The organism is Colwellia sp. MB02u-6, assembly GCF_014077095.1.
In the GTDB taxonomy this organism is placed as follows: Bacteria; Pseudomonadota; Gammaproteobacteria; order Enterobacterales; family Alteromonadaceae; genus Cognaticolwellia.
The window spans coordinates 405,951-418,852 of sequence record NZ_JACGVG010000036.1; the positions used below are offsets into that span (position 1 = coordinate 405,951).

The window sequence follows — 12,902 nt, forward strand, 5'->3', positions numbered from 1 at the left end:
AAGTTATAAAAAAAGGTAGCCTAAGCTACCTTTTTAGTCGATAAAAAATAACCTTATTTGGCTTTTTCTTTCTCTTTGGCCTTTTCGATGCCCGAGAATATTATCTTCATTTGTGCAATTGAAATAAGGTTACTGACCAACCAGTAAAGTACTAAGCCGGATGGGAACCAGAAAAAGAATACTGTAAACATGACTGGCATGTACTGCATTATTTTTTGTTGCATAGGATCTTGTACTGTCATTGGCTGCATTTTTTGCATAATGAACATACTGACACCCATTAATACCGGCAAAATGTAAAATGGGTCTTGTGCTGATAGATCCTGTATCCACAACATAAAGGGTGCATGACGTAATTCAACACTTTCCAAAAATACCCAGTATAGTGCTAGGAAAATAGGCATTTGAATAATTAAGGGTAAACAACCACCAGCAGGATTTACTTTTTCTTTACGATAAAGTTCCATCATGGCTTGTGACATTTTTTGTTTATCATCACCTAATCGCTCTTTTAGCTGCGCCATTTTAGGTTGTAGTGCCCGCATCTTAGCCATTGAGGTATATTGTGCTTTCGTTAATGGATACATACCACCTTTAACGATAAGGGTAATGATAATAATCGCTACACCCCAGTTAGTTACAATAGATTGAATTTTGATAAGCAACCAGAATAATGGCTGGCTGATCATGAATAAAAATCCGTAATCAATTGTTAGATCAAGGTTTTGTTCAATACTTTCTAATACATCTTGGTCTTTTGGACCGACATAAAAAGTCGCTGATGTGGTTGCTGTGCTGTTAGGCTCAATCGTTATTGCCGGAGCTTTAAAGCCGATCACTGCGTCTTTGTTACTAGAGTATCTAGTATATAATTGATTATCTGAAGTTTTTTCTGGTACCCAAGATGATACAAAATAGTGTTGCAACATAGCAACCCAACCACCTTGAGTTGTAACACTCAGGTTGGCTTCAGCGATATCATCAAAGTCATATTTTTCGTATATATCTTCAGTTGTTGAATAGGCCGCACCGACATAAGTCGGAATTAAACCGCTTGAGCTATCAATTAAAGTGGTTTGCTTTAGTTGTGCATACATTTGTACGCTTGCAGGGCTTGTCGCGTTATTGGTAATGATATATTCAACATTAATGGTATAGCTGTCGTAATTGAGCGTAAAACGCTTAGTAACAGACAAACCAGCGTCATCAAGATAATTTAAATCAATTACTAGTGGCTCACCAGCGTTTGCTTGATAAGAAGTGGCTGATGTTTGATAAATAGGTCGACCAGGAATAACACGGTCTAAACCTTGTGCGCCAGTCAAACCACTTTGTGCTACATAGCGGTCACGATCGTTGCGCAATATAGTAAAGGGTATGCCATTACCTTGTTCGGTATCGAACTTAAGTAATTTAGCTTCAACAATGTCGCCGCCGTTAGTATCAATTTTTAGTGATAAAACATCATTTTTTACTGTAATTAGTGTAGCACTAACTACTTTTTTTTCATTGCTGATAGACGTTGCTGTAGCTGATGACTCAGGAACAAATTCGCCGTTACTAGTACTTGGCGTTGTTTGTTGAGTTACTGCTGGTTGCTCAAGAATTGGAGCTTTGTCTGTTTGCCATTGGTTAAATAGCAAATAGGTAACAACCATAAGCGCAATAAAAAGAAAACTGCGTTGGGATTCCATAATGTTTTATTTCTCTTTTTTTGATGGTGGCACGGGATCAAGTCCTCCCGCATTGAGTGGGTGGCATCTTAGTATACGTTTGCCTGCTAACCAACAACCTTTTATCACACCAAAGCGATTAATTGCTTCTATCGCGTAAAAAGAGCATGTTGGATTAAATCTACAATGGGGTCCAAGCAATGGGCTAAGCCAGCGCTGGTAGGCTTTTACTAGTGTAATAGCTACTTTTTGTGGCGTTGAATTATTTTTCGCCATATTTTTTCCAATTGCTGATTAATTTCTTTATTTTCGAGCTTGTCAGTGCCAGATTTTACCATAACGACTATATCAACAAAGGGAAGGTTATGTTGATTTAAACGGAAGCTCTCGCGAATTTGTCGTTTGATACGATTTCGTTGAACAGCTAGTTTCACCCGCTTTTTAGCAATGGCTAGACCGAGACGGTTATTATTATCAGAATTTGGAGTGACGAGTATAGTGATGTGGCTAGAGCCAAAACGAAGAGGTTTTGCGAATACAGCTTGAAAATGACCGGGAGTCAACAAGCGCGACTCCCGATTAAATTCATAAGTAACCATAGCGGTCACTGTTCTTTTAACTTAAGTTTCAAGTTAAAAGATTAAGCACTAAGGCTTTTACGGCCTTTAGCACGACGACGTGAAATTACAGCACGTCCGTTTTTCGTAGCCATACGAGCACGGAAGCCATGGTTGCGCTTACGTTTTAATACACTAGGTTGAAATGTTCTTTTCATTACGCTAATCCGTCTGTTGTTGTTGCCCTGGCAAAACAGCCTTCATGAGCACACTGGGTCTAAAAATGAGGCGAAATTCTATATAGAGAAAGAAACTTTGTCAATGCTTATTCACTAGCTATTTTCAAATGATCGTCTATGGATCGTCTGGATCACAAATATATCCACAGTTTTATCACAATTTGGCTTTTTCGTTGCAAGTAACTCGTCATATTTAGTCATAATTAAATTGTATATTAAAATGTTTTCAGCACTAATTTGCGATTAAAAATAGGCAGGGAGCCTAATTTAACTGAGTTTACTAAAAATAACTGAAAATAAAAGCCATTTATTGAAAAGTCAATATTGATGTTGTGGATAACTATAGAGATAATAGGCTAATTATAAAAATTAATTTTTTTTACTTTTCTGTATTTTTATCGGCCATTTTTATCGGTTATTAAACGCAGGGAGAATAGTATTTATCAGGAGTCGGTTGTTGGATCATACACTTTGGCAAAAATGTTTGTCTGTTCTTCAAGAAGAATTGCCCGCACAACAATTTAGTATGTGGATACGTCCACTACAGTGCGTGATCACAGACAATATTATGACGTTATATGCGCCAAATCGATTCGTTTTGGACTGGGTTAGAGACAAGTATGTTAATCGCATTAATGAACTTGTGGGTATGCAAGACAGCGCAAACCCACCATTATTGCGTTTTGATGTTGGTAGTATCCCAGCACAAAAGACTAATATTCCAAATAGTATTAACCAATTGCAACCCAATATTAGAACGCCAAATCGAGATACTCCACCACCAGAAAGTAATTTACCAAAAACAACCAATATCAGGGTTAAATACACCTTCGATAATTTTGTTGAAGGTAAATCAAATCAATTGGCCCGCGCTGCGGCGTCACAAGTGGCTGATAATCCAGGCGCGGCTTACAACCCTTTATTTATTTATGGTGGTACTGGCCTAGGTAAAACACATTTATTACATGCAGTCGGTAATGGTATTTTACTTAATAAACCCAATGCAAAAATTGCCTACATGCATTCAGAGCGGTTTGTGCAAGATATGGTTCGAGCGTTACAAAACAACGCGATGGAAAAATTTAAACAATATTACCGTTCAGTTGATGCCTTACTTATCGATGATATTCAATTCTTTGCCGGTAAAGATCGTACGCAAGAAGAGTTTTTTCATACTTTTAATGCCTTACTTGAAGGCAATCAACAAATCATTTTGACCAGTGATCGCTATCCAAAAGAAGTGGATGTTGAAGATCGTTTAAAATCACGCTTTGGTTGGGGATTAACCATCGCCATTGAACCACCAGAATTAGAAACTCGTGTCGCAATATTAAAACGCAAAGCACAAGAAAGTCACATCAATTTAGCTGACGAAGTTGCCTTCTTTATTGCTAAACGCCTGCGCTCAAATGTTCGCGAATTAGAAGGTGCTTTGAATAGGGTAATAGCAAATGCTAACTTTACGGGTCGAGCTATCACGATTGATTTTGTTAGAGAAGCTTTACGTGACTTATTAGCCTTACAAGACAAGCTGGTCACTATTGATAATATCCAGCGTACAGTTGCAGAATATTATAAGATTAAAGTGGCAGATTTACTGTCTAAACGAAGAAATCGCTCAGTAGCTAGACCGCGTCAAATTGCCATGGCATTATCTAAAGAATTAACAAACCATAGTTTACCTGAAATTGGCGATGCCTTCGGTGGTCGTGATCACACGACTGTATTACATGCCTGTCGTAAGGTAAAATCGTTACGTGAAGAGTCTCACGATATTAAAGAAGATTATTCAAATTTAACCAGAACATTGTCATCATAATAATAAGTAAGTTACAAGTGAGTCAGAAATGAAATTTTCATTGAGTAGAGAACTACTGCTGAAACCTTTGTTATTGGTTTCTGGTGCTGTAGAGCGAAAAAGTACATTACCTATTTTAGGTAATATACTCTTTAATGTAAGTGGGCAGTCACTTACATTAACAGCCACTGATTTAGAACTAGAGATGGTTGCTTATGCCAGTATAGATAATCAAGCAGAGGATGGGAAAATCACCATTCCTGCTCGTAAGTTACTTGATATTTGTAAAAGCTTACCTGATGATTCTATGTTGACCTTTGAATCTGATAACGACATTATAAAAATTAGTACAGGTCGTAGTAAGTATTCACTTTCAACCTTACCAGCCAGTGACTTTCCTAATATTGAACAATGGCAAGGTGACGTAGAATTTAGTTTATTAAAGTCTGAATTATTACGCTTAATTGAAAGCACCCATTTTTCAATGGCAAACCAAGACGTACGCTATTATCTCAATGGTATGTCGATAGAAACAGAAGGTCATGAAATACGCTCTGTTGCTACTGACGGACACCGTTTAGCTATCTGCAAAATATCTAATCAAGCGCTTGAACTCCCTGCTCGACAAGTGATTGTACCGCGCAAAGGTATTTTAGAGATTATTCGTTTACTAGACCCAGTTGATGAAGGCGTGCAGGTTTTTCTAGGCTCTAATCACATACGCATTATTGATAGCGAATTTTCATTTACTAGTAAACTGGTTGATGGTCGTTTTCCTGATTACCGTCGAGTATTACCACGTAACGGCGATAAAATTCTTAATGCTAACAAAGACGCACTTAGGCAAGTATTGTCTCGTGCTTCTATTTTATCTAACGAGAAATTTAAAGGCGTTCGTCTTAACTTTGGCCGCACCGAGCTAAAGATAACTGCGAACAACCCTGAGCAAGAACAAGCTGAAGAGGTTATTGAAATTCACTTTCCTTATGAGGAAGTTGAAATCGGTTTTAATGTTAGCTATGTTTTAGACGTACTCAATGCTATCAAAGAAAATGATGTTAAATTTACCTTAGCTGATGCTAACAGCAGTGTGGTTATTGAAGGTGGAGAATCTGGAGAAGCTTTGTATGTTGTTATGCCAATGCGACTGTAACAACGACCTATTATAATGAGTATTGGTAAATTAATTATTCAAGATTTACGAAATATTGAAAGTGTATCGGTTGAATTACATCCAGATCTAAATTTTATTATTGGTGATAATGGTAGTGGTAAAAGTAGTGTATTAGAGGCTATTTTCTATTTAGGGCACGGTAAGTCATTTCGTAGCTCAAAAGTAGAAAACTTGCTTCAGCATACTAAGCGTAGTTTTACTGTCAGCGCTAAAACTCATAAAGATTGCCAGATGGGTGTACGAAAACTCTTTAATGGCCACAGTACAGCGAATACTGAAATACGTATAAATGGTGAAAAAGAAACAAAGTTCTCTGTGCTAGCAAAAAATATTGCTGTGCAAGTGATTACCCCAGAAAGTTTTAAAATATTTTTTGGTGGCCCAAAGCAGAGAAGAAGGTTTGTTGATTTAGGTTTGTTTCACGTGAAACATACATTTTCAGATCATTGGAGAGAATTTTCACGAATCCTTAAACAGCGTAATGCCTGTTTACGCAGTAAAACTGCGGGTAGCACGTTAAACTATTGGACTGATGTCTTTATTGATAGCTCGCAAATAATAGCTAATCTTCGAGCCAGTTATGTTGAAGAGCTGACTAAAGAATTAAGTTATTGGTTGAAAATAATGTTACCTTCAGTATCAGACGATATTGTTATTCAATATTTACAAGGCTGGAATAGTAAGAAAAACTTGTACGATGTTTTGCAACAATATAAAGAAAAAGAATTAGCTTATGGTTATAGCCTATTTGGTGCACAAAAATTTGATGTCCGTTTCTTATTAAGAGGTGCATCAGTCGATAACCAATTGTCACGTGGACAACAGAAGTTGTTTTTACTGGCGTTAACTTTTGCTCAAGCAAAACTAATAGAAAGAGTTAATCTAGTAAAACCAATTTTATTAATTGATGATGTAGGTGCAGAATTAGACATTCACTCTAGAACGTTATTAAATAATGCAATAGCAGGAATTGAATGTCAGGTTATTGTAACCGCAATAGATAAAACAGCAGTGGAACAACTCGTTCCACAGAAAGAAAACTATAAAATGTTTCACGTGAAACATGGCAAACTATCAGTAATGAGTGAGTAGGCTACAAGCTATGACAATAGAAAATGAATATGACTCGGCTAGTATAAAAGTACTAAAAGGCTTAGATGCAGTTCGTAAAAGACCAGGGATGTATATAGGTGATACCGATGATGGCACAGGCCTTCATCACATGGTATTTGAGGTGTTGGATAACTCAATTGATGAAGCTCTTGCAGGTCACTGTACTGATATTATTGTTAAAATTCACTTAGACGGCTCGGTATCTGTAAAGGATGACGGTCGTGGAATTCCAACAGAAATTCATCCAGAAGAGGGTATTTCTGCCGCTGAGGTTATCATGACAGTATTGCATGCTGGTGGTAAGTTCGGTGGTGAAGACTCAGGCTATAAAGTTTCGGGTGGTTTACACGGTGTTGGTATTTCAGTAGTAAATGCTCTCAGTAGTAAATTGAAACTAAATATTCGCCGAGCAGGTAAATTATTCGAACAATTTTATCACCACGGCATACCACAAGAACCTATGAAACAGGTTGGCGAAAGTGATAAAACGGGAACAGAAGTCAGGTTTTGGCCAAGTGAAGAGACCTTCACTGATGTGCTATTTCACTATGACTTACTAGTAAAAAGAATTCGTGAATTATCATTTTTGAATTCAGGTGTATCAATTAGACTTATTGATGAACGTGAAGAAGGTAAGTCAGATCACTTTCAATTTGATGGTGGTATTCAAGCTTTTGTTGACTATCTAAATACCAATAAAACGCCGGTGAATGAAGAGATCTTTTACTTCGATTTAGCACGCGAAGATGGCATTGTAGTGGAAGTGGCAATGCAGTGGAACGATGGCTTCCAAGAAAGCATTCATTGTTTCACTAATAACATTCCACAACGTGATGGTGGAACTCACTTAAGTGGTTTTCGTACCGCTTTAACTCGTACGCTTAATAGCTATATGGTTAAAGAAGGTTTAAATAAAACTAAAAAAGGTGGCAGTACTGAAACCAGTGCCTCTGGTGACGACGCTCGTGAAGGTTTAACTGCGGTAATTTCAGTTAAAGTACCTGACCCTAAGTTTTCATCTCAAACAAAAGATAAGCTTGTTTCATCTGAAGTTAAAACTGCAGTAGAACAAGCTATGGGCGAAAAATTAGGTGAATACTTATTAGAAAAGCCTTCAGTTGCTCGTACTATAATTATGAAAATTGTTGATGCCGCTCGTGCTCGTGAAGCGGCGCGTAAAGCAAGAGAAATGACCCGCCGTAAAGGGGTGTTAGATATTGCAGGTTTACCGGGCAAATTAGCTGATTGTCAGGAAAAAGATCCAGCCCTATCTGAACTCTATATTGTGGAAGGGGACTCTGCTGGTGGCTCTGCTAAGCAGGGAAGAAACCGCAAAAATCAGGCTATATTGCCATTGAAAGGTAAAATTCTTAACGTAGAAAAAGCGCGTTTTGATAAAATGATATCTTCTCAAGAAGTTGGCACATTAATCACAGCGTTAGGTTGTGGTATTGGTCGCGATGAATATAACCCAGAAAAACTGCGTTATCACAGTATTATCATTATGACGGATGCTGATGTCGATGGTTCACACATCCGAACATTATTACTGACATTTTTCTATCGTCAAATGCCTGAAATAATGGAACGTGGCTATATTTATATTGCTCAACCACCACTGTATAAAGTGAAAAAAGGTAAGCAAGAACGTTACATAAAAGATGAAAATGGCTTAGTTGAGTATTTAACATCATTGGCATTAGAAAATGCAGAAATTCATGTTAATGAATCTGCACCGGCCTTATCAGGCTTATCTTTAGAAAATTTAGTAAAACAGTTCCGGAAAACTCACGAAACTATTAAGCGCGTATCGCGTTTGATTCCTGCTGATATTCTAGAAAAGATGATCTATGGTGAATTAATTACCACTGAAGAATTTAAAACTAAAGCTAACGTTGAATCTTGGACCGCTGATCTACTAAAACAGCTTTCTGAGCAAGATGGTAATGGCTCTATCTATACTGTTGAAGTTAAGCATGACCAAGAACGCCATGTTTATTACCCAAGCTTTAATGTCCGTAAACATGGTATTGATACGGTTTATGATTGTGACTATGAATTTTTTGATTCAAAAGAATTTGCCTCAATTCAAAGTCTAAATAAAGCAGTGAATGGCTTAATGGAAGAAGGTGCTTACGTTAAACGTGGCGAAAAAATTAAGCAAATAACTGAGTTTGACGAAGCCTTAAATTGGTTAATGGCTGAATCTAAACGGGGCCAATATATTCAACGTTATAAAGGTCTAGGTGAAATGAACCCCAATCAATTATGGGAAACTACCATGGATCCAGATTCACGCAGAATGTTACAGGTAACTATTGAAGACGCTATTGCAGCAGATCAATTGTTTACCACCTTGATGGGTGATCATGTTGAGCCACGTAGACACTTCATTGAAGAAAATGCGCTTAAAGTAGCTAACTTAGATGTTTAGTCTTTAAACTGTAGAAATAATAATGCCCGATCATCAAATCGGGCATTTTTGTTTCTAAGCAGATATTTTTAGATAAAAATATCTAATATCTAATATCTAGCCCTAGTGTTTAGTAATACCATTATTCGCTTATCCTTAATGCTTAAAACAAAAAAATACCGTGTTGTAAATTTATCAGTCAATTACCGATAAAATTTTATATCTTTTCTTTAGCTATTTTTTTTGATGAAAAATTAGATCACTTAATTAATTAAATTGCTATAAGGACACTAGGCTAATAAAGCGACAAACGGTATAATTAGCCTTATTTAACCCCATATAACTACAGATTTGGAATGTTATGAGTACGTTTAATATAAAGACCTTTCAAGGACTAATATTGCAGTTGCAAGATTATTGGTCACGCCAAGGCTGTGTAATAGTTCAGCCATTAGATTTAGAAGTTGGGGCCGGCACGTTTCACCCAATGACATTTTTACGTTCTATTGGTCCTGAGCCAATGAGTAGTGCTTATGTGCAACCATGTCGACGTCCAACCGATGGTCGCTACGGTGAAAATCCAAATCGCCTACAACACTACTATCAATTTCAAGTCATGCTAAAGCCTTCTCCAGATAATATTCAAGAGCTTTACCTTGACTCGTTAAAAGAGATGGGTATTGATCCACTCGTGCACGATATTCGCTTTGTAGAAGACAACTGGGAATCACCCACCTTAGGTGCTTGGGGGTTAGGTTGGGAAATCTGGCTAAACGGCATGGAGGTTACGCAGTTCACTTACTTTCAACAAGTTGGTGGTATAGAGTGTGCACCTGTTACTGGTGAAATAACCTATGGCTTAGAACGCTTAGCCATGTATATTCAAAACGTAGATAGTATTTATGATTTAGTTTGGACTGATGGCCCTATGGGTAAAGTACTTTATGGCGATGTCTTTCATCAAAATGAAGTTGAACAATCAACTTATAACTTTGAATATGCTGACGTTGATGCCTTATTTAACACTTTTGATCAGTGTGAAAAAGACAGTGAAAAACTGATTCAAGCAGGTTTAGCTTTACCGGCGTACGAACAAGTGATGAAAGCTTCTCATGCCTTTAACTTACTGGATGCTCGACACGCAATATCGGTAACAGAACGCCAACGTTACATATTAAGAGTAAGAGCTTTATCAAAAGCTTGTGCACAAGCCTATTACGCGAAACGTGAAGAGCTTGGCTTTCCACTTTGTAAAAATAATTCAGCCAATGATAACTCAACTAAGGGACAGTCATAATGACAACAGAAACACTATTGATTGAACTCGGTACTGAAGAATTACCACCAAAGTCGTTGAGAACCTTAGCTACAACGTTTTATGAACAAATTAAATTACAACTAGATGAAGCAAAACTTTCTTATTCTGATATTTATTGGTATGCGACGCCAAGACGTTTAGCGGTAAAGGTTGATAATTTAGTCGCTAACCAAGCTGACAAAGCTATTGAAAAACGTGGTCCTGCTGTTAGCGTAGCATTTGATGCTGAAGGTAAACCAAGCAAGGCTGCCGAAGGTTGGGCACGCTCAAATGGCATCACTGTTGCTCAAGCAGAGCGCTTAATAACAGATAAAGGCGAATGGTTACTTTACAAAACCATTGAGCAAGGCAAACATGTTGAGCAATTAATTCCTGACATGGTAAACCTAGCTATTGCAAAGTTGCCTGTACCCAAACCTATGCGTTGGGGATCAGGTAGAACACAATTTATTCGTCCTGTGCATACGTTAACATTACTGTATGGCTCAAGTGTTATTGCGGGTGAATCGTTAAACATTCGCTCTAATAACTTAGTGACCGGTCACCGATTTCATTATCATGGCTTAGTCGCGTTAGCACATGCCAATGACTATGAAAGTGCACTAAAAGCAGCGCATGTTATGGTTGACTATCAAGCACGTAAAGACACTATTCAACACCAAATTAATGCAGCGGCGATAGCCATTGGTGGTTTCGTGTTACCGGATGACGAGTTACTAGAAGAAGTGACTTCATTAGTTGAATGGCCAGTAGTATTAACAGGCAGCTTCGACAAAGAGTTTTTGAATGTACCTGCTGAACCCTTAATTTATTCGATGAAAGATCATCAAAAATACTTTCCTGTCACTGATGGTGAAGGTAAGTTGTTGAATAAATTCATCTTTGTATCAAATATTGATAGCAAAGATCCAAGTCAGGTTATTAAAGGTAATGAGAAGGTTATTCGACCACGTTTGGCTGATGCTGAATTTTTCTTTAAAACAGATAAAAAACAGTCACTTGAGTCAAGGTTACAAGGTTTAGAGTCGATGTTGTTTCAAAAGCAACTAGGCACAGTGAAAGCTAAGTCTGAACGTATTGCTAGTTTAAGTGAATTTGTTGCGGCTAAAATTGGCGACGATACGGCTATAGCTTATCGCGCAGGTTTACTGAGTAAAACGGATTTAATGTCAGACATGGTGCTTGAATTTCCACAAGTTCAAGGCACCATGGGTAAGTATTATGCTCAGCACGATGGTGAACCGGCTGCTGTTTCACAGGCCTTAGAAGATCAATATCGACCTCGTTTCGCGGGTGATGTATTACCTGAACAAACTATCGGTTGCGCCGTTGCTATTGCTGATAAAGTCGATACTTTAGTCGGCATCTTTGGCATTAACCAAGCACCTAAGGGTGATAAAGACCCGTTTGCTTTGCGCCGTGCCGCCATTGGTTTAATCCGTATCATCATTGAGAAAGATCTTAATTTAGATATTGCGGATCTATTGGCAAAAAGTGTGGAGCTTTATCAAGATAAATTAACTAATCAAGACGTGACTCAACAAGTGCTTGAGTTTGTTCTTGGTCGCTACCGTGCTTATTATCAAGATCAAAATATTACAGTTGATGTTATACAAGCTGTTCTAGCTAACGCTCCATCTTCACCACTGGACTTTAACAAGCGTATTCATGCGGTAACACATTTTAAAACCTTAGGTGAAGCGGCTACGTTAGCTGCTGCTAACAAGCGTGTGGGTAATATTTTGGTTAAATTTAAAGGTGAGCTTTTTAACACTTTTAAAGCTGATTTAGCGACAGAAGCTGCTGAAGCAGAGTTAGCCTCAGCTTTTTCAGTGGTTAATACTAAAATAGCACCATTAATGGCGACAAAAGATTATCAAAGTGCATTAACCGAATTAGCGGCGTTAAAGCAGGCCATTGATAACTTCTTTGATCATGTCATGGTGATGGCTGATGATGAACAAGTTAAAATCAATCGTTTAACCTTACTAAACGAAATCCGCAATAGTTTTCTTGCGATAGCTGATATTTCTTTATTGCAGTAATACTTGTGGTTGTAGCGTATTAAAAACTATAAGGAATGCTAAGGCATTCCTTTTTTTTATCATTAAATCTTGCTTACACCGAGATTAATTTTGCTAAGTGGTATTTAACACAAACAATAAAAACACTCCACTCCTTACTTAATATAGCTTCTGTCAATTAAGTCAATTAAGTCAATTAAGTCAATTCAGTTAATTCAGTTAACTGAGTTCGAAAATGGCAACTACTGTGTCGTTTAGAAGCGTCTATTTGAATATAAAAATAATATCAAACAACTTTTCTAACAACAAAATAAACATTTAGCGAACGGCGCAAGTTTTTTTCTGCTCTTGAGCTTGCAAAGTTACCTGCATAATACTTTCACTGTTTGCTAAAGTAAAATCTAGACCTAGTCTTATAAGCTTAGCTAATTTTAACCAGCAAAGTTAAGTGTGACAAACTTGACCGTATTTTAAGCTGTTATTTTAGCTTGATATAATTTTTTTATCCGCCTTACCCTGAGCAATAGATTATTCTATAGTGAGTTTGAGAGTGAGTTTAACCGTGCGTTGAATTGAATTATTAATAGGACGGA

10 protein-coding genes are annotated in these 12,902 nt (G+C 37.4%); 6 read left to right on the forward strand and 4 right to left on the reverse strand.

All coding sequences use genetic code 11. The annotated features are described in order from the left end of the window. Window positions 1–53: 53 nt before the first annotated feature. The 4 genes from yidC to rpmH form a co-directional block, all read right to left on the reverse strand. The gene (gene yidC / locus H4J46_RS13750; protein ID WP_182234010.1) at window positions 54–1,694 is read right to left on the reverse strand and encodes a membrane protein insertase YidC; all 1,641 of its coding nucleotides are present in this window, start codon (window positions 1,692–1,694) and stop codon (window positions 54–56) included. Between the two features lie 6 nt (window positions 1,695–1,700). After that, window positions 1,701–1,949: a membrane protein insertion efficiency factor YidD gene (gene yidD, locus H4J46_RS13755; RefSeq protein ID WP_182234011.1), complete on the reverse strand. Its 249-nt coding sequence runs from the start codon at window positions 1,947–1,949 to the stop codon at window positions 1,701–1,703. Next, complete coding sequence (rnpA, locus tag H4J46_RS13760) at window positions 1,916–2,239, reverse strand: ribonuclease P protein component (protein ID WP_404842458.1); 324 nt, start codon at window positions 2,237–2,239, stop codon at window positions 1,916–1,918. Before rnpA ends, yidD begins: the two co-directional genes overlap by 34 nt. A gap of 74 nt (window positions 2,240–2,313) precedes the next feature. Beyond that, window positions 2,314–2,448 (reverse strand): 50S ribosomal protein L34, encoded by a 135-nt coding sequence (rpmH, locus tag H4J46_RS13765; RefSeq protein WP_070375296.1) that lies wholly within the window; start codon window positions 2,446–2,448, stop codon window positions 2,314–2,316. A gap of 478 nt (window positions 2,449–2,926) precedes the next feature. On the opposite strand from rpmH, the gene dnaA reads away from it, so the two are divergent. The 6 genes from dnaA to glyS all read left to right on the forward strand — a co-directional run bounded on the left by dnaA (window position 2,927) and on the right by glyS (window position 12,330). Continuing rightward, complete coding sequence (gene dnaA / locus H4J46_RS13770; protein ID WP_182136208.1) at window positions 2,927–4,288, forward strand: chromosomal replication initiator protein DnaA; 1,362 nt, start codon at window positions 2,927–2,929, stop codon at window positions 4,286–4,288. Between the two features lie 28 nt (window positions 4,289–4,316). Continuing rightward, window positions 4,317–5,420, forward strand: coding sequence for a DNA polymerase III subunit beta (dnaN, locus tag H4J46_RS13775; RefSeq protein WP_182234012.1), 1,104 nt, complete (start codon window positions 4,317–4,319; stop codon window positions 5,418–5,420). 15 nt (window positions 5,421–5,435) lie between these two features. After that, window positions 5,436–6,533 (forward strand): DNA replication/repair protein RecF, encoded by a 1,098-nt coding sequence (gene recF, locus H4J46_RS13780; protein ID WP_182234013.1) that lies wholly within the window; start codon window positions 5,436–5,438, stop codon window positions 6,531–6,533. Between the two features lie 10 nt (window positions 6,534–6,543). Beyond that, window positions 6,544–8,988 carry a DNA topoisomerase (ATP-hydrolyzing) subunit B gene (gene gyrB / locus H4J46_RS13785; RefSeq protein ID WP_220463027.1) on the forward strand — a complete coding sequence of 815 codons (2,445 nt, stop codon included), beginning with the start codon at window positions 6,544–6,546 and terminating at the stop codon, window positions 8,986–8,988. A 340-nt stretch (window positions 8,989–9,328) separates the two neighbouring features. Next, the gene (gene glyQ / locus H4J46_RS13790) at window positions 9,329–10,264 is read left to right on the forward strand and encodes a glycine--tRNA ligase subunit alpha (RefSeq protein WP_182234014.1); all 936 of its coding nucleotides are present in this window, start codon (window positions 9,329–9,331) and stop codon (window positions 10,262–10,264) included. Next, the gene (gene glyS / locus H4J46_RS13795) at window positions 10,264–12,330 is read left to right on the forward strand and encodes a glycine--tRNA ligase subunit beta (RefSeq protein ID WP_182234015.1); all 2,067 of its coding nucleotides are present in this window, start codon (window positions 10,264–10,266) and stop codon (window positions 12,328–12,330) included. The genes glyQ and glyS overlap by 1 nt, the downstream gene beginning before the upstream one ends. The last annotated feature ends 572 nt before the right edge of the window (window positions 12,331–12,902 follow it).